This is a genomic window from Dactylosporangium sp. NPDC050688, from assembly GCF_040654515.1.
Classification (GTDB): domain Bacteria; phylum Actinomycetota; class Actinomycetes; order Mycobacteriales; family Micromonosporaceae; genus Dactylosporangium.
In genome coordinates this window covers 106,412-124,086 of sequence record NZ_JBFAIC010000015.1, presented here as the reverse complement: position 1 = coordinate 124,086, position 17,675 = coordinate 106,412, and the positions used below count along the sequence as shown (strand labels likewise).

At 73.5% G+C, this 17,675-nt stretch carries 16 protein-coding genes; 7 read left to right on the top strand and 9 right to left on the bottom strand.

Features of this window, described 5'->3' with window-relative positions; all coding sequences use genetic code 11:
• The first annotated feature begins 16 nt into the window (after positions 1-16).
• Entirely contained in the window at positions 17-823 is an 807-nt protein-coding gene (locus AB0H83_RS17405; protein ID WP_360094161.1) for an alpha/beta hydrolase, read from the top strand.
• Positions 824-1,215: 392 nt separating this feature from the next.
• Here AB0H83_RS17405 and AB0H83_RS17400 read toward each other — a convergent pair whose 3' ends face one another.
• Positions 1,216-1,917: a hypothetical protein gene (locus AB0H83_RS17400; RefSeq protein ID WP_360094159.1), complete on the bottom strand. Its 702-nt coding sequence runs from the start codon at positions 1,915-1,917 to the stop codon at positions 1,216-1,218.
• An 818-nt stretch (positions 1,918-2,735) separates the two neighbouring features.
• Here AB0H83_RS17400 and AB0H83_RS17395 point away from each other — a divergent pair.
• From AB0H83_RS17395 to AB0H83_RS17375, 5 genes are all read left to right on the top strand, one after another.
• Positions 2,736-3,272, top strand: coding sequence for a C40 family peptidase (locus AB0H83_RS17395; protein ID WP_360094156.1), 537 nt, complete (start codon positions 2,736-2,738; stop codon positions 3,270-3,272).
• Between the two features lie 342 nt (positions 3,273-3,614).
• On the top strand, positions 3,615-3,962 hold the full coding sequence (locus AB0H83_RS17390) for a PadR family transcriptional regulator (protein WP_360094153.1): 348 nt from the start codon (positions 3,615-3,617) through the stop codon (positions 3,960-3,962).
• A gap of 89 nt (positions 3,963-4,051) precedes the next feature.
• A complete protein-coding gene (locus tag AB0H83_RS17385; RefSeq protein ID WP_360094150.1) occupies positions 4,052-4,930 on the top strand; it encodes a hypothetical protein in 879 nt (292 codons plus the stop codon).
• A gap of 24 nt (positions 4,931-4,954) precedes the next feature.
• Positions 4,955-5,614: a tetratricopeptide repeat protein gene (locus tag AB0H83_RS17380; protein WP_360094147.1), complete on the top strand. Its 660-nt coding sequence runs from the start codon at positions 4,955-4,957 to the stop codon at positions 5,612-5,614.
• Complete coding sequence (locus AB0H83_RS17375) at positions 5,611-6,078, top strand: DUF1877 family protein (protein ID WP_360094144.1); 468 nt, start codon at positions 5,611-5,613, stop codon at positions 6,076-6,078. Before AB0H83_RS17380 ends, AB0H83_RS17375 begins: the two co-directional genes overlap by 4 nt.
• Here the strand turns inward: AB0H83_RS17375 and AB0H83_RS17370 are convergent.
• Positions 6,062-7,498 (bottom strand): FAD-dependent oxidoreductase, encoded by a 1,437-nt coding sequence (locus AB0H83_RS17370; protein ID WP_360094140.1) that lies wholly within the window; start codon positions 7,496-7,498, stop codon positions 6,062-6,064. The genes AB0H83_RS17375 and AB0H83_RS17370 overlap by 17 nt on opposite strands.
• Before the next feature lie 411 nt (positions 7,499-7,909).
• On the opposite strand from AB0H83_RS17370, the gene AB0H83_RS17365 reads away from it, so the two are divergent.
• Positions 7,910-9,862: a discoidin domain-containing protein gene (locus AB0H83_RS17365; protein ID WP_360094137.1), complete on the top strand. Its 1,953-nt coding sequence runs from the start codon at positions 7,910-7,912 to the stop codon at positions 9,860-9,862.
• A 77-nt stretch (positions 9,863-9,939) separates the two neighbouring features.
• On the opposite strand, the gene AB0H83_RS17360 is transcribed toward AB0H83_RS17365, so the two are convergent.
• Genes AB0H83_RS17360 through AB0H83_RS17330 form a run of 7 tightly spaced genes read right to left on the bottom strand, consistent with a single transcriptional unit; the run spans position 9,940 to position 17,657 of the window.
• Positions 9,940-10,422: a flavin reductase family protein gene (locus tag AB0H83_RS17360; protein ID WP_360094134.1), complete on the bottom strand. Its 483-nt coding sequence runs from the start codon at positions 10,420-10,422 to the stop codon at positions 9,940-9,942.
• A 22-nt stretch (positions 10,423-10,444) separates the two neighbouring features.
• Positions 10,445-11,146, bottom strand: coding sequence for an alpha/beta hydrolase (locus AB0H83_RS17355; RefSeq protein ID WP_360094131.1), 702 nt, complete (start codon positions 11,144-11,146; stop codon positions 10,445-10,447).
• Complete coding sequence (locus AB0H83_RS17350; RefSeq protein ID WP_360094128.1) at positions 11,143-12,288, bottom strand: LLM class flavin-dependent oxidoreductase; 1,146 nt, start codon at positions 12,286-12,288, stop codon at positions 11,143-11,145. Before AB0H83_RS17350 ends, AB0H83_RS17355 begins: the two co-directional genes overlap by 4 nt.
• On the bottom strand, positions 12,285-13,415 hold the full coding sequence (locus AB0H83_RS17345) for an acyl-CoA dehydrogenase family protein (protein WP_360094125.1): 1,131 nt from the start codon (positions 13,413-13,415) through the stop codon (positions 12,285-12,287). Before AB0H83_RS17345 ends, AB0H83_RS17350 begins: the two co-directional genes overlap by 4 nt.
• A complete protein-coding gene (locus AB0H83_RS17340) occupies positions 13,412-15,712 on the bottom strand; it encodes a molybdopterin-dependent oxidoreductase (protein ID WP_360094121.1) in 2,301 nt (766 codons plus the stop codon). Before AB0H83_RS17340 ends, AB0H83_RS17345 begins: the two co-directional genes overlap by 4 nt.
• Entirely contained in the window at positions 15,709-16,680 is a 972-nt protein-coding gene (locus tag AB0H83_RS17335; protein WP_360094118.1) for an ABC transporter ATP-binding protein, read from the bottom strand. The genes AB0H83_RS17340 and AB0H83_RS17335 overlap by 4 nt, the downstream gene beginning before the upstream one ends.
• The gene (locus AB0H83_RS17330) at positions 16,677-17,657 is read right to left on the bottom strand and encodes an ABC transporter ATP-binding protein (protein WP_360094115.1); all 981 of its coding nucleotides are present in this window, start codon (positions 17,655-17,657) and stop codon (positions 16,677-16,679) included. Before AB0H83_RS17330 ends, AB0H83_RS17335 begins: the two co-directional genes overlap by 4 nt.
• Positions 17,658-17,675 lie beyond the last annotated feature (18 nt).

The following is a 17,675-nucleotide window of genomic DNA, read 5'->3' as shown; positions in this document are numbered from 1 at the left end:
CGGCAGGATGCGGGTCATGCATCTCGTCACACACGGCGGGGACTCCGGCACCCCGGTGCTCGCCCTGCACGGCTGGCCCGTCGACCACCGTCTGATGTCCGGCTGCCTGGAGCCGATCTTCACCCGCCGCACCGGCTACCGGCGCCTCTATCCTGACCTGCCCGGGATGGGCCGCACCCCGGCCGGCGACGCGGCGAGCTCCGACGACCTCCTCGCCGCCGTCCTCGCCCTCGTCGGCAAGGAGCTCGGCACCACCCCGTTCCTGCTCGTCGGCGAGTCCTACGGCGGCTACCTGTCCCGCGCCGTCGTGCGTGCCCTGCCCGACCAGGTCCTCGGCCTGGCCCTCATCTGCCCCGTCGGCCAGACCCTCGACCGCGCCGCCCGCGTCCGCCCGCCGCACGTCGTGCTGCGCGCCACGCCCGGCCTCCTGGACGACACCGATCTGGACGCGGCGGCCGCGGCGGAGTATGCGGAGTTCGTCGTCGTGCAGACCCCGCAGACGCTGCGCCGCTTCCGCGCCGAGGTCGTCCCCGCCCTGCAGGCCGCCGACATGGCCGCGATCGAGCGCATCGAGCGCCGCTGGCACCTGAGCGAAGGCCCCGAGGACACGGTGCCGTTCGAGCGCCCGACGCTGTTCCTGTGCGGCCGCCAGGACTCGGCCGTCGGTTATGTCGACCAGTTCGCGCTGCTGCCCCACTATCCGCGGGCCACGTTCGCGGTGCTCGACGTCGCCGGCCACAACCTGCAGTTCGAGCAGCCCGCCCTGTTCGAGACGCTGATGGAGGACTGGCTGGACCGCTGCGCCGCCGAGCCACCCCGCTGACCACTCCACACCGCCGGGCCTTCTTGCAGCCGCGAGGCCCGCGGGACGGAGCCCGGCCGGTCTCCGCCCACGGTGCGGCACGGCCGGGCGGGCCTGGTTCCAGCCGAGCCTGACTTTCCGCCAGGCCCGGCACTACGTCCAGCGCCGGCAGGTCGTGGCCTGGTTTTGTCGGTGGGTACCGGGCCCAGGTATGCCTGACTCCGGAGCCCAGGGAGGTCACCTTCCTTGATCGTTGTTGGCGAGTTTGGGACCCACTTCGGTCGGCGTCGGATGTGATCAGAAGCTTGACGAGCAGGTAGGCGTCGAAGCCGGACGCGCGAAGGCTCTCAAACTCACGAACATCAGCAACCACCCGAACGAGGTGGTCCCCGAACTCGCCGACGAACCGCAGGTCACCCCGGCGACAACGGCGCGCCTGTCGTCGAGCTCCAATCCCCCGGCGCCTCGACGAGCTTGCAGCGGAGTGCGTCGCGGATCAACGAAGCGTCCTCACCGAACGGGCTGCTGAGATCCCAGTACTCGTGGCTGAGCGCGTCATCCTGTTCGAGGCGGCCGATCAGGTCGGCGACCTCGTCCAGCTCGAAATAGGTGGCGGCCGCGATGAACGCGGCGATCTCCTCGGCGGTGCAGTCATCCAGCGGCCAGGCGGCGCCGTTGGCCATCGCTCCGCTGTGGAACCACATCAGACAGGACAGATGCACCAGGCCGATCGGGCCCTCCGGCCCAGCCCACGGTTTCATGTCGAGGGCACGATCGACGATCGCATCGACCCGGTCGCGGTCGAGGTACTCGCCGGCGCCCCACCGCCAATCCAGCGAGTGCACCCAGCGGTAGTCAGCACCTGGCATGCGCAGAATCTCCAGGCCACGGGCACGGGGCAGGACGTTCGTGCCGGACTCGACCAGGTGAAGATCCCGGCCACGGACGCGCCGCTCGACCCTGCAGTGTTCGGGGTCGCTGACCCACACCATCACGCCGTCATGCTCGAAGACCGGCTTGGTCCCAGGATCGACCGCCGCGTAGGCCGCCTCGAGATCGGCGGGATCGATGACGCGCTGCCGTTCGCGAGCCTTGTACAACCGCAGTCTGATCACGTCTCCAGTGTGCAGGCACGGTCCGGCACGGCGGCGGGTCCGGAACTCACGAACACAAGAACCGGCCGGCGTGAGGTGGGCTCGGGAATCTGCGACCGATAGGACCCGAGGTCGTCACCGACAAAAGCAGTGGCCCGGCGCGACGTGCAGGACCGCCACGTCTCCGGCGTGTCCTTCGGCCGGATGTTCCGCGCCCGGCCAGGCATCCGGGCGGCGGTGAGCCGCGCTGCCGGGCTCACCCTTCACCTATCCAGGGCCGTCGAAGCGGCCCGCAGCTCGGCGGGCCGTCGAGCTGGCGGATCCTGCCTGATCAGCGGCCTGCGGTGCCCTATGCGCGGGCGCCCGGACGGCCGGCGCACGTCGCTGGGTTGAAGAGCCCGGCTCACCCGCGATCGATCCCTGCGCGGCGGCGGCACGGGCCTCCTCCATCGGCGTTGATCGGGCTGCTGAGGGCCGGTTCGACGCGCCGGGAGGTGGGGTGACATCGTGTGTGAGATCGATGGTGAACGGTCGATGATCTCCCTGGGGCGCTTAGTTTCCGAACTATGCCCGGAGTTCATTCCGGGTGCTGCCAACCGTTCCGTTCCGTCCAGGTTCCTGGAAAGCCCTTGCTTGAGGGCGAAGGCCGGTCGAGTGCTGGCCGCAGGATGCACGGCTGAGTCCTGGACCTACCGTGGGAGCACGTTCTGTCCTCAGTTCTCCGCGTTGTCGCGGTCGCCATAGTCCTGTCCACCATCGTTCTTCCCGCACCATCAGCGGCGGCATCCCGCGAGCCGGTTGCCGCCGGCATCCCGCAACAGGTTGCCGCACGCACGCAGGTGCCGCGGGCCGAGCGGTTCTTCGAGCGGCGTACGCCGCCGGTCCGGCCGGTCACGGAGGCCGTGCCGGTCGCGGCGGCCGTACCGGTCGCGCGGCGCGTGGTCAAGGCCACGGCACAGCAACCGAAGCCGAAGGTCAAGCCCAAACCGAAGCCGAAGCCGAAGAACCCCGTCGTGACGCAGACACCCGTCGTCGCCGGGTCGGTCGGGGTGGTGCTGTCGTACGCGAAAGCACAGCTCGGCAAGCCCTACGTGTGGGCGGCCGCCGGGCCGAACGGGTTCGACTGCTCGGGGCTGGTCATGGCCAGCTACGCCCGGGCCGGCATCAAACTTCCGCACCAGACCGGTGGCCTGATCGGCCGTGGCCGGTCGGTGTCCCGCGCGCAGTTGCAGCCGGGAGACCTGGTGTTTCCGAGTTCCGGCCACGTCGGGATCTACCTGGGTAACGGCATGATGATCCATGCACCGCACCCGGGGGACCACGTCCGGATCGCCAAGGTGTACGCGTTCTACGCCGGTCGCCGCATCATCGGCTGACCCGCCGTCGCGCCACCACGCGGATCACGCCGATCACGCCGGACGCGCCATCGCGCCGGTCACGCTGATCCGCCTACCCGCCGACACGCCGGTCACGCCCGTCATGCCGACCCGACGGACAGGCCGACCTGCCGGCACGCCAGTCGCGCCAGTCGCGCCAGTCACGCCATCAGGCCGGGCGCCGCGACAACAGTGAAACCCATGCCCACCGCCGCCTGCGCTGTTGCCGGGTTGCCGGACGTCAGGCTCTGCCCGGCCGCAGCGGCAGGCGGCGGTGCGCTGCAAGCGACATGCATCGACATGTGCGTTGCGATCGGCACGTGACGCGGATACTCTTGTGACATGACTATTCAACTCCGCGCACCGAGCTACTTCGTGCTCGCGTCGTTGATGGACGGGGCGCTGCACGGGTACGTCATCATCAAACGGGTCGAGGCGCTCTCCGGCGGGGCGGTCCGGCTCGCCGCCGGGTCGTTGTACGCGGTGCTGGACCGGCTCGCCGACGCGGGGCTGGTCGAGGTGGTCAGCGAGGAGATCGTCAACGGCCGGGCCCGGCGCTACTACTCGCTCACGAGCGAGGGCGGCAGCGCGTTGCAGGAGGAGGCGGCCCGGCTGGCGGCCGCGGCGAAGGTCGTCACGAACGCGTCGGCCAGGCGCCGCGCCGTCACCACGGCGGTGAACCCGGCATGAGCGGACCACCACGGGCAGACATCGAGCAACACCACAGGAGCGACCAGCCGACCAGGAGCACCAGCCACCAGCCGAACGGGAGCGTGAGCATGAGCACGAGCGCCGAAACCGAAGTCCTCGCCAGGCGATACCGGGCGTTGCTGCGGGCGTACCCGAAAGCGTGGCGGGAACAGCGCGGCGACGAGCTGCTCGGCACGCTGCTCGACGCGGCCGAGCCGGGGCGGCGGCGGCCGAACGTGCGGGAGTCGGCGAGCATCGTGGTGCAGGGGCTGCGGGAGCGGCTCGGGCTGCGGCGGCGCTCCCCCGGTGCGGTGTGGTCCGAGGGGCTGCGCATCGGGGCGCTGCTCGTGCTCGGCGAGGCGTTCGCCGAGGCGCTCGTCGTGCTGTACGAGAACATGGACCAGCCGGCGCACGCGGCCGCCTGGTACGGCGCCGCGGTGCCGGTCGGGGGCGCGGCGATCGCGGCGCTGGTCATGGGGCGGACCGTGGTCGCGGCCGTCCTCACCGGGGTGTGGGCCGTCGTGCCCGCCGGGCACGGCGAGCTGCCGTGGACGGTCATGACCGCGTTGCTGGTCCTGACCGCGTTGAGCCTCGCGGACCGCGGCCGGCAGCGCATCTCCGCGGTGTGGCTGGGGGTGGTGCCGGTGACGGTGCTGCTGTGGTTCGGCTACCACCTGCTGACCGGCGAGTTCTTCCGGCCCGCGGGCGTGCTGCTGTACCCGTTCGCGCTGCTGCTGGCGGTGACGGCGGGCGTGCTCGCTGACCCGCGGCTGCCGGTCGCGGTGGCCTGCCTGAGCGTCGTCGTGATGCTCGACAGCACCCTGCACGTGGCGGGGCCGCTGTACGGGTCGGCCGCGCAGGGGGTGCCGCCGGTAGACCTGCGGCCGCAGACGACCGTGTTCGCGGCGATCACCGTGGTGCTGCTCACGATCGGGCATCTGCGGGCCCGGCGGCTGGCCCGGATCTGATTCACCGGGCCCTATGCTTGCCGGATGAGCGCGGAGCACCACCTGGCGAGGGCCCAGGAGCTGTACGAGCGGAGCGTGTTCGGCGACGACCACGACACGCTGCCCGCGGCCGACCTCGCGCTCGACGCGGTCGAGGCGGACCTGGCCCTGGCCCGGGGCCGGGTCGTGCACGCGAGGTTCCTGCGGGACCGGGTCGAGGACCCGGCCGAGCTGCCGCTGTTCTCCCGCGCCGCGCAGCTCTACCAGCAGCTCGGCGACGCCCGGGGCGAGGGCGAGGCGCTGTTCTGGATCGGCTGCTTCCATCAGGTGGTCCGCCAGGACGACGACGCGGCGGTGCCGGCGCTGCAGCGGGCCAGGACCCTCGCGTCGGCGGCCGGCGACCGGCACACCCTGGCGGAGGTGCTGCGCCACCTGGGCATCGCCGCGCACCGGGCGGGCCACCACGACGAGGCGCGGGAGCGCCTGGAGGCGTCGGTGCGGCTGCGGGAGGAGCTCGGCCACCACGCCGGCGTCGCGGCGAACCTGGTCGGGCTGGCGTACGTGGCCGCCGGCGACGGCCGCCCGGACGAGGTGCCGGGGCTGTTGGAGCGCGCGGAGCGGCTGGCGGCCGAGCACGGCGCGGCCGCCGTCGCACGCCAGGTGGGTGAGGCCCGGCAGGCGCTCGGCTACGATCGCGCCTCATGAGCATGATCACGCAGTATGCGCGGTTGCGCGACGGCGACCTGGCCGAGCTGCGCGACCTGCTGCGGACGGACCACTTCGCGGCCAACGACCAGATCACCGACCGGCCGCACATCGACATCGACAAGGCGTGGGGCGGTCTGGAGTTCCTGCTCGCCCAGGTGGACGCGCCCGTCGACGTGATCAGCGGCGGGATGCCGATCACCGACGAGCAGTGGGGGTACGACTCGCCGCGGGTGCTCACTCCCGACGAGGTCGCCACCGCGGCGGCGTTCCTGACCGCGACGCCGTTCGGGTCGCTCGCCGCACACTACGAGCCGGCCGCGCTGATCGCCGACGACGTGTACCCGAAGATCTGGCACGAGCCGGAGGCGCTGGACTACCTGCGGGCGTCCTACGAGACCCTGGCCACGTTCTTCGACACCGCCGCGGCCGAGGGCGACAGCGTCGTCATCTGGATGAGCTGACCGCCCGGCGGCGACCGGCGCCGACGAGGTTCAGCCGCAGCGCCCGCAGCAGCAGACCGGGGCTGGCCAGGGCGTTGGGGTGGTCGAGCATGGTGGTGACCCGGTTGAGCCGCTGGCTGGTCAGGTCGTCGGTCATGGACGCCTTGAGGATGACCTCGCTGGCCCACTTGATGACCTTGTACCCGCGGGGCTGGCCGCTGGTGATGTGCGGCAGGCCCAGGTCGGCGAACGTGGAGACCTGCCAGGCGGCGTCGACGACGATACGGACCCGCTCGAAGTAGCCGCGGGCCGGTTCCGTGGTGACGTCCGGCCCGGTGCGCAGCCACTCCGACAGGCACGAGGCGTGCAGGGTCGCGGAGGTCATGCCCTGGCCGTACACGGGATTGAACGAGGCGACCGCGTCACCGGCCGCGATGATCCCGGCCGGCAGCCGGTCGAGCTGGTCGAAGTCGCGGCGGCGGCTGTCGGCCTGGTGGTAGGTGATGACGCCGCCGATCATGGAGCCGCGCTCGGCGATGTCGCCGAACATCTGCGGGAAGTACTCGCGGCAGCGCCTGGCGAAGTCCCCGGCGTCGCGGCTGGGCCGGTCGTCGTCGTAGCCGGCGACCAGCATGATCCAGCGGTCGCCCTCCACGGAGTTGACGCCGCCGATGCGGGCCACCCGGTCCTTCGCCGGGGTGGTCTGCGAGATCGCGATCCAGGTGTCGCTGACCGCGGGGTCGCGCTGGAACAGCGCCGAGGCGTAGTTGAGCTTGATCGGCATGCGCTGCATGGGGGCACGGGGCCAGCCCTGCTGCTCGAGCCAGTCGTTGAGCGAGCTCGCCCGGCCCATCGCGTCGACCACCAGCTCGGCCCGCAGCTCCACCGGGTCGCCGCCGCCGGCCGGCACGTACCGGGCGCCGACGACCGCGCCGCCGGGGCCGTCGGCGAACAGCAGGCCCTCGGCCCGGCCGAACACCATGCGGACCTTCGGGCTCTCCAGGACCCGGGCGCGGACCTGGGCCTCCAGGAACGGCCGGGTGGTGATGAGGATCGGCTTCTCCGGCGGCGGCTCGGCGGCGACCCGCAGCTCGTCGTTGATGAAGATCTTCGCGTCGTTTCGGCCCTCGTCGGGGGCGCCGGCGGCGATCGCACGCTCGGTGAAGTCGGGCCACCAGCGGTCCAGCTGCACCTGGCCTGCGGGCAGCAGCGCGTGGACCTGGCTGCCCTGCGGCACACCGGGGCGCGGGCCGGCGGTCACGTCGGTGTCGTCGCGCTCGACGATGACGACCTCGTCGGCGTGGTCGCTGAGGACCCGCGCGGCCATCAGACCGGCAATGCTGCCGCCGAGGACCACGGCGCGGCGCATCAGGACCTTCGTGTCCGTCGGCGGGTGCGGCGTGTTGATCTCGGCGAAACGCTGCGCTGCTGTGGCTGCCACCGGCTCTCCCATGTTCGTGACCCATCGAGGATCTTACCCAACAGGTGAAGAACCTTCTCGATACGTCCACCACCTGGGCATTCACGGAGGTGAAACGGTGGCCGCCGGATCCGTCCAAATATTGCGGCGTCTATATCGAACTCTTGCGTGGCACTGCGGGTTGCTGGCAGGATTCCAGCGCAGTAGCCGACATGAGATGCCAGCACCGCCAACCGCGCCGTGACACGCGTGGGCTGCTCCGTGCCGGTCCGCGGGCCCGCCTGCCCGCTGCCCCGCCACGCAACGCCCCCGCCCGCCCCGTCGCACGTGCCCGCTCGTCCCGCCGCACCGCCCGCCGCCCCGGGCCGCCACCGGGCCGGCTGTGCCGGTGCGCGCGACGGGCACCGTGACGGGCACATCCGAGGAGTCCACATGGGAGTTTCCCGCCGCTCCGTCATCACCACCGCGATCGCCGGCACGGCCGCCACCGCGCTGCCGATCGCGGCCGCCACCGCGCCCGCCGAGGCCGCCAGCCCGCCCGGCGACGTCGTCGGCAAGGTCACCGTCGGCTACCAGGGCTGGTTCGCCGCGCCCGGCGACGGCGCTCCGATCAACGGCTGGTGGCACTACAGCCCCAACTGGTCCCTGCCGCCGGCGCCCGGCGCGTGCTCCATCACCTGCTGGCCCGACATGCGCGACTTCACCAGGGGGTACCGCAGCAACTTCGCCAACCTGGGCAACGGTCAGCCGGCGAACCTGTTCTCCTCCTACGACCAGCAGACCGTCGACACCCATTTCCGGTGGATGCAGCAGAACGGCTGCGACACCGCGGCGCTGCAGCGGTTCAACCCGTTCGGCGGCGAAGGGCCGACCCGCGACGCGATGGCGGCGAAGGTCCGCAGCGCCGCCGAGGCGACCGGCCGCAAGTTCTACATCATGTACGACGTCACCTGGTGGCTGAACATGCAGTCGGAGGTCAAGACCGACTGGACGACGAAGATGTCGGCGTACACGGCCTCGCCCGCCTACGCCCGGCAGAACGGCAGGCCCGTCGTGTGCATCTGGGGCTTCGGCTTCAACGACGAAGGCCGGCCGTTCACCCCGTCGCAGTGCCTGGAAGTGATCAACTGGTTCAAGGCGCAGGGCTGCTACGTCATCGGCGGCGTGCCGACGCACTGGCGGCTGGGCACCGACGACTCCCGCCCCGGGTTCATCGACGTGTACCACGCCTTCAACATGATCTCGCCGTGGATGGTCGGGCGGATCAGCGACAACAACGGCGCCGACTGGTTCTCCACCAACCGGGTCCTGCCGGACCTCGCCGACCTCAACGCCCGGGGCATCGACTACCAGCCGTGCGTCATCCCCGGCGACCTCGCCGCCGGTCACCGCCGCCACGGCGAGCTGATGTGGCGGCAGTTCTACAACCACACCCGCGCCGGGGTGACCAGCGTCTACATCTCGATGTTCGACGAGTTCAACGAGGGCAACCAGATCGCCAAGACCGCGGAGAGCGCGGCGTGGCAGCCGGCGAACTCCGGGATGCGCGCCCTGGACGAGGACGGCACCCCCTGCTCGTCGGACTACTACCTGCGCCTCACCAACGACGGCGGCCGGATGCTCAAGGGGCAGGTCGCGCTGACCGCGACCCGGTTCACGGTGCCGTTCCCGACCGGCCCGGACCAGACTGCGCCCAGCGTCCCGGGCAACCTGCGGACCACCGGCAACACCGACACCACCGTGGCACTGGCCTGGAACGCCGCCACCGACAACGTCGGCGTCGCCGGCTACCGGGTCTCCCGCACCAGCGGCTCTGGCACGGTCGCCGTCGGCACCACCGGCACCCTCGCCTTCACGGTCACCGGGCTGACGGCGGGCACGGCGTACACGTTCACGGTCGCCGCCTACGACGCCGCCGGCAACACGTCGGGCGCCTCCAACGCCGTCACCGTCACCACGTCGGCGCCGCCGGACAACACCACCAACCTGGCGCAGGGCAGGCCGACCTCGCAGAGCAGCCAGACCCAGGTGTACGGCAGCGGCAACGCCGTCGACGGCAACACCGGCACGTACTGGGAGAGCGCCAACAACGTGTGGCCGCAATGGCTCCAGGTCGACCTCGGCGCCGCCACCGCGGCCCGCCGCGTCGTGCTGACCCTGCCATCGCACTGGGGCACCCGCACCCAGACCCTGTCGGTCACCGACGGCTCCTCGGGCGCGACGCTCGTGGCGTCCCGCGCCTACACGTTCGACCCGAACGCCGCCAACACGGTGACGATCACCCTGCCCGGCACGACGTCGGTGCGCTACCTGCGGCTGAACTTCACCGCCAACACCGGCTGGCCCGCCGGCCAGGTCTCGGAGTTCCGCGTCTACACGGGCTGACCAGCGGCTCCCTGACCGACGCCGACGGTCAGGGCCGGGCGGGTGGCGGCCGGGCGCCGGCCGTCACCCGCCCGACTTCAGGCAGCCTTGAGGTAGCGGCCCATGTGGTATAGCAGCGGCAGACCCTCCTGGTGCTCGCCGACGACCGGCTCGGCCAGCACGATCGCGTGGTCGCCGGCGGGCACGCGCTCGACGACCCGGCAGACCAGGACCGCGAGGGCACCGTCGAGGACCGGCACGTCGTGCGGGCCGAGGCGCCAGCTGGTCGGCGTGGCGAACCGGTCGATGCCGCTGGTCGCGAACTGCCGGGCGACGTGCTCCTGTGCGTCGGCGAGGACGTGGACCCCGACGTGCCCGGCGGTCTCGACGGTCGGCCAGCTCGACGAGCGCCGGTCCAGGCAGAACGACACCAACGGCGGGTGCAGCGACACGGACGTGAACGACGTGGCGGTGAACCCGGCCGGGCCGTCCGGTCCGGGCGCGGTGATCACCACGACGCCGGCGGCGTGCCGGCGCAGCAGCTGGCGGAACAGGTCGGGTTCGATGGCGGTCACGGTCATCGGGGTCCTCCCTCAGCGGATCTCAGTGCCTGTGGACGGTGAGGATCGGTGTCGCGCCGGCGTCGGCGCGCAGCCGCTCCAGCCACTGCACGACGTGCGCGGCGACGGTGCGGTGGGTGGCGTCGTTGAGCACGTCGTGCCGGCCGTCGCGGACGGTGCCGAGCTCCGCCCGCGGCAGCCGGGCCGCGAGCCGCTCGGCCCCGGCGACGGGGCTGACGGTGTCGGCCTCGCCGTGCAGGACGAGGACCGGCACGGCGACGGGCGCCGGGGCCAGCAGGTCCGCCGCGACCGGCAGGGCGAGCGCGCCGCGCCGGAAGCCGGTGTCGCCGGTGAGGCGCGCCTGGTGGGTGGGGCATGCGGTGCGGGCCGCCAGCTCCTCCTCCCAGTCGACGGTGACGCCCCCTTCCGCGGCGACGCCGGCCGCGATGACCCCGGCGAACAGCTCCGGGTGCGCCGCGGCGACGGCCAGGGCGTGCAGGGCGCCGGTGTCGGAGCCGGCCAGCACCACCGGGCCGGTCGCGTCGGCCGCGAGGGACGGTGCCGTCTGCGGGGTTGCGGAGCGCACCGCGTAGCCGTCGGCGGCGATGCGGCGGCCGAAGCGGTCGTAGACGCCGGCGTGCTCGCCGCGGCCCGGCAGGACGAGCACCGTGCCGCGGACCGCGATGGCGGCCGGCGGGTCCCAGCGGGCGCCCGCCACGACGGGCGCCCCGATCGTCGCGGTCACCGGGCACCCGCCGCGACCGGCTCGGCCTTGGCCGCGCCGGCCCCGGCGCCGGCGGTGCTCCGGGTGGCCGCGCGGTGCGCGAGCTCCTGGCGGACCAGCGGCAGCAGGTGCCGGCCGTAGTCGATGGCGTCGTCGAGCGGGTCGTAGCCGCGGATCAGGATCGTGGTGACGCCGATGTCGACGTAGTCCAGCAGCGCCTGCGCCACCGTCTCGGGCGTGCCGACCAGCGCGGTCGAGTTGCCGCCGGCGCCGGTTGCCTTGGCCGGGGCGGTCCACAGCGCGCGGTCGTGCAGGTCACCCTTGGCGGCCGCGGCGAGCAGCCGCTGCGAGCCCACGTTCTCCGGTGCGCCGTTGATACGCCACGCCCGCTGGGGCCATTTCGCCGTGCCGCTGGTGATGGTGTCGAGGATCGCGTGCGCCCGCTCCCAGGCGAGGTCCTCCGTGGGGGCGAGGATCGGGCGGAACGACACGCTGATGCCGGGCACGTCGGTGCGCCCGGCGGCGGCCGCGGCGGCCCGCACGGAGGCGATCTGCTCGGCGGTCTCCTTCAGCGGCTCGCCCCACAGCGCGAACGTGTCCGCGTGCTTGCCGCCGACGCGGTACGCCGCCTCCGACGACCCGCCGAAGAACAGCGGGATGCGGTGCGCCGGCTGGACGTGCGCGGCGAAGTCGGCGAAGCGGTAGTAGCGGCCGTCGTAGTCGAACGGCTCCGGCGACGACCAGGCCCGGCGCAGGATCTCCAGGTACTCGTCGGTGCGCGCGTAGCGCTCGTCCTTGTCCAGGTAGTCGCCGTCGCGCTGCTGCTCGGCGTTGTTGCCGCCGGTGATCGTGTGCACGGCGACCCGGCCGCCGCTGAACTGGTCCAGGGTCGCGAACTGCCGCGCGGCGAGGGTCGGCGCGACGAAGCCGGGGCGGTGCGCGATGAGCAGGCCGAGCCGCTCGGTGTGGGCGGCGACGTGCGCGGCGACCTGGCCGCCCTCGGGCCAGCCGGAGCCGTAGCCGATGAGGATCCGGTCGAAGCCGGCGTCCTCGTGGGCGCGGGCGAACCGGCGCGTGTACGCGGGGTCGATCACCGGCCCTGCCGGGGCGTGGATCTCCGAGGCGTGCTGGGTGCCGATCATGCCGACGAACTCGACCGTCATGGCGTCTGCTCCTTCGTATGCTGGGAAAGCGGGTACTTGGACAGGGCGGCCTGGCCGGCCGCGGCGAGGACGGTGTCGTCCTGCGGGGTGTGGATGCGGGCGCAGAGCACGTCGCGCAGGTGGCGCTCCAAGGGGTTGCGGCGGGTGAGGGCGTTGTTGCCGATCAGGGCGACGGCCTGCTCGACCGCGCCGATCGCGGCGCGGGTGCCGACGAGCTTGCCGATGCCCGCGTCGACGGCCAGCCCGGTGTCGTAGTCGGCGGCCTGCGCGCGTACCAGCGCCGACGCCGACACCAGCAGTGCCTCGATCTCGCCGACGGCGGCCTGGAAGCGGGGCAGCGTCGCGAGGGGCTTGCCGAGCGCCGCCGGGGTCCGCTCGTGCAGGAACCCGATCAGCCAGTCCCGGGCCGCGGTGGCGACACCGAGGTACAGGGCGGTGAGGCCCAGGGCGTTCCACGCGGTCAGATCGGCGCCGCGGCCGGCGGGGCTGTGCACGAACGCGTCCAGCGGCACCCGCACGCCGTCGAGGTGGACGTCGTCGCTGCGACTGGCGCGCAGCCCCAGGTGGTCCCAGGTCGGTTCGATCCGCACGCCGGGGCTGCCGCCGCGGACCAGGAACGAGCCGGCCCGAGCCGGCTCGTCGTCGGTGCGGCCCCACACGGCCATCCAGGACAGTGCGACCGCACCGGTGGAGAAGATCTTGTGGCCGGTGACCCGCCACGCCTCGCCGTCGCGGCGCCCGACGGTCGCCGGGAGCCCGCCGCGGGCGGGGGTGCCGAGCTCGGGCTCGACCCGCAGCGCGTTGACGAGCGCCGGGCCGGCCTGCGACTCGGCGAGCAGGTCCGCGTAGACGTGCTCGGGCCAGGACGGCTCACGGGCCTGCGCGGCGTGGGTGAACAGGGTCATCGCCGTGACCAGCGCGACGGCCGGGTCCCCGGCGCCCAACGCGGTCAGGATTTCGACGGTACGGGCCAGCCCCGCGCCCTCGCCGCCGTAGCGAGCCGCGACGGTGGCGGTCAGCAGCCCGTGCTTGTGCACGACCGCGATCCCGTCGTGCGGGAACGTCGCATCCCGGTCGTGCTCCGCCGCCCGTGCGGCAAGCTCGGCGGTCACCACATCCAAGTTCATGCTGCCCTCCTCTCCAGCAGTGGTGGGTCGTGGACGGTCACCGGTGGTGGCGGTCCGGTCAGCGCGGCGACCTCAACGAGGGCGTGCTGGCCGGTGCAGCCCTGCGACAGCCGGGAGCTGGGTACGTCCGCGGTGAGCACGTTGGGGTTGCCGTGCACGCACAGCAGCCGCCCGCCGGGCTCCTCGACGGGGTCGAACCAGGCGCCGGTCGGCAGCCGCACCACGCCGCGGCGCAGCCCGTCGTCGAGGACCGCTCCGGCGAGGCAGGCGCCCCGGTCGTTGAAGACCCGCACGACGTCGCCGTCGGCGATGCCCCGGTCGGCGGCGTCGAGGGGATGCAGGTGCAGGGCCTCCCGGCCGGCGCGCTTACCGGCCAGGCTGGTCGCGCCGACGTCGAGCTGGCTGTGCAGCCGGGTGGCGGGCTGGTTGGCGATGAGCAGCAGCGGGAACCGGGCGGCGGCGGGCCCGCCGAGCCACTCGTCGGGCTCCAGCCACGACGGGTGGCCGGGGCAGTCGGGGTAGCCGAAACCGGCGACGGTCGCGGAGTACAGCTCGATCCGGCCGCTCGGGGTCCGCAGCGCCGTCCGGCCGGCCCGGAAGTCCTCCAGGAGCGTGAAGTGGGTCGGGCCGGGCGGCAGCTCGTACTCGCCGGCGGCCCAGAACGCGTCGAAGTCCGGCGCGTCGTGGCCGTCCGCGTGCAGGTCGGCGCGCCAGCCGTCGTACAGGTGCCGCAGCCACTGCCGTGGGGTGCGGCCCTCGGTGAAGGTGTCGCCGAAGCCGAGCCGGTGCGCGAGGGCGGCGAGGATCGCGTGGTCGTCGCGGGCCTCGCCGACCGGGTCGACGGCGCGGTGCATCGCGATGAGGTGGGTGTCGCGGCGCCCGCCGCCGAGGTCGTCGCGTTCGAGGCCGGTGGTGCTGGGCAGCACGATGTCGGCGTGCCGGGCGGTCGACGTCCAGTGCGGCTCGTGCACCACGACGGTGTCGGGGCGGCCGAACGCGGCCCGCAGGCGGGTCAGGTCCTGATGGTGGTGGAAGGGGTTGCCGCCGGCCCAGTACACGAGCCGGACGTGGGGATAGGTGCGGCGTTCGCCGTTGTAGTCGTACGGGTCGCCGGGCCGCAGCAACATGTCGGCGATGCGGGCCACGGGGATGAACCCGCGGACCGGGTTGACGCCCTGCGGCAGCCACGGCAGGCGCCGGTTGGGGCCGTGGTCGCCGACGTCGCCCATCGAGCCGTAGCCGTGCCCGAAGCCGCCGCCGGGCAGCCCGATCTGGCCGAGCAGCGCGGCGAGCGCGATCCCCGCCCAGACGGGCTGCTCGCCGTGCTGGGCGCGCTGCAGCGACCAGGTGACGGTGACCAGCGTCCGCGCGGCCGCCATCCGCCGGGCGAGGTCGCGGATGCCGGCGGCGTCGACGCCGCAGATCCCGGCGGCCCACGCGGCGTCCTTCACCACCCCGTCGGGGTGCCCGAGCAGGTAGCCGCGGAAGGTGTCGAAGCCGGTCGTGTACCGGTCGAGGAACGCCCGGTCGTGCAGGTCCTCCGCGACGAGGGTGTGCGCGAGGCCGAGCATGAGCGCGGTGTCGGTGCCGGGCACCACCGGCAGCCACTGCGCCTGCACGTCCGCCGGCAGGTCGGCGCGCAGCGGGCTGACGAGCACCACCGGCACCCGCCGCTCGGCGAGCCGGCGCAGGTGGCCGGGGGTCGTGTGGCGGGTGACGCCGCCGGGCGTGACGTACACGTTCTTCGCCGGCACGCCGCCGAACGCGACGAGCAGCTCGGTGTGCTCGGTGAGCGTCGGCCAGGACGACGCGTTGCGCAGCACCTCCTCGGCGTCGCCGACGACATGCGGCAGCAGCACCAGGGACGTGCCGAGGCTGTAGGAGTTGCGGGAGCCGGTGTACCCGCCGAACCCGTTGAGGAAGCGGTGCAGCTGGCTCTGCGCGTGGTGGAACCGGCCGGCGCTGGCCCAGCCGTAGGAGCCGCCGAAGACCGCCTCGTTGCCGTGCTCGCGGCGGACCCGGTCGAGCTCGGCGGCGAGCAGGTCGAGGGCGGCGTCCCAGCCGACCTCGACATAGCCGTCGCGGCCGCGCCGGTCGGTGGGGCCGGGGCCGTGCTCCAGCCAGCCGCGCCGGATCGCGGGCCGGGCCACGCGGGTGCGGTGCCGCAGCCCGCCGGCGACGTTGCCGAGCAGCGGCGACGGCGACGGGTCGGCGGGGTGCGGCTCGACGGTGAGCGCGCCGCCGGCGCCGGCCCGGACCCGGAACGCGCCCCAGTGGGAGGTGGTCGGGGTGCTCATCGGGCGCCGGCCGCCAGCTGGGCCCGCCACTCGCCGGCGTGGTGGCACGCGACCTGCCACTCGTCGCCGGTGGCGGGTGGCGCGGTGACGCAGGCCCGGGTCGCGAACGGGCACCGCGTCGCGTACGAGCACGCGTCGGGCCCGAACGCGGCGGCCGGCGCGTGCTCCGGTGCCGGACGCAGCGCCCGCGCGAGGATCGGGTGCTCCCTGCGCACGCTGGGTGCGGACGCGGTGAGCAGCGCCGTGTACGGGTGCCGCGGCTCGCTCAGCACCCGCTCGATCGGGCCCTGCTCGACCAGCCGCCCGCCGTAGAGGACGGCGACCCGGTCGGCGATCCCGGCGAGGGAGCTCAGGTCGTGGGAGATGACGACGACCGTGACCCCGGACCGGTCCCGCAGGTCGGCGAGGAGCCGCAGCACGTGGTTGCGGTTGGACGCGTCGAGGGCGCTGACGGGCTCGTCGCACAGCAGCAGCCGCGGTTGCAGGGCGACGGCGCGGGCGAGCAGCACCCGCTGCCGCTGGCCGCCGGAGATCTGGCCGGGCAGCCGGTCGGCGAGGGCCGGGTCGAGGCCGACCTGGGTGAGGGCGGCGATGACCCTGGCGTCGATCGCGGCCCGGTCCAGGACGCCGGCGACGGTGAGCCCCTCGGCGACGATCCTGGCCACGGTGTGCTGCGGGTCCAGGGCGCGCAGCGGGTCCTGGAACACGTACTGGACCTGGCCGGTGCGCCGCCACGCGCGCAGCGCCGCGCCGCGCAGCGCGGTGAGGTCGGTGCCGTCGAACGTGATCCTGCCGGAGCGCACCGGCGAGAGGCCGACGACCGCCCGGGCGAGGGTGGTCTTGCCGGAGCCGGTCTCGCCGATGATGCCGAGGATCTCCCCCGCCCGGACCCGCAGCGACAGGTCCGCCAGCACCCGGTGCCGGTCGAACGTGACGTCCAACCGGTCAACCTGCAACAACGTGTTCATGCCCCCACCAGTTCCAGGGTCTCGGCCCGGTGGCACCGGACCTGGCGGTCGTCCAGTGTGGACAGCTGGACGGGGGTGGCGCAGGTGTCCGTGGCGTGCGCGCAGCGGGCCGCGAACCGGCACCCGGCCGGCATCGCGCCGGGCTCCGGCGGGCGGCCGGGGATGACCTCCAGGTCGCGGCGGCGCCAGTCGCCGAGGGACGCGACCCGCAACAGCGCCTCCGTGTACGGGTGCCGCGGGTTGGCGATCACCTCGGCGGTCGGGCCCTGCTCGACGATCTCGCCGGCGTAGAAGACCGCGACCCGGTCGCAGACCTCGGCGACGACGGCGAGGTCGTGGCTGACGAGCAGCAGCGCCAGGCCGCGCGTCTCGCGCAGGTGCCGCAGCAGCTCCAGGACCTCGGCCTGCACGGCGGCGTCGAGGGCGGTGGTGGCCTCGTCGGCGACGAGCAGCTCGGGTTCGCCGGCGACGGCGATGGCGATCAGGGCCCGCTGCAGCATGCCGCCGGACAGCTCGTGCGGGTACTGGTCGTACACCGCCGCGGGCCGGCGCAGCCCCATCGCGGCGAGCAGCTCGACCGCGGCGGCGCGGGTCTCGGCCCGGCGCAGGCCGCGCTTGAGGCGCAGCTGCTCGGCGAGCTGCCGGCCGACGGTCAGCGAGGGGTTGAGGTAGGAGGCGGGGTCCTGGAAGACGGCGGCGAGCCGGTTGCCCCGCACCGCGTCCCAGCCCCGCCGGTCGAGCCCGGTGAGGTCAGTGGGGTCCGGGTCGCCGCCGAGGTGGATGGCGCCGCCGGTGACCGCGACGCCGGGCGGCAGGACGCCGAGGACGGCGCGGCAGGTGAGGGTCTTGCCGGAGCCGGACTCACCGACCAGGCCGACGGACTCACCCCGTTCGATGGCGAACGACACGGCCCGGACGGCCTCGTGGCCGGCGCCGACGGACACGTACAGGTCCTCGACCCGCAGGACGGGGCTCATGCCGCCACCTCCGCTTCG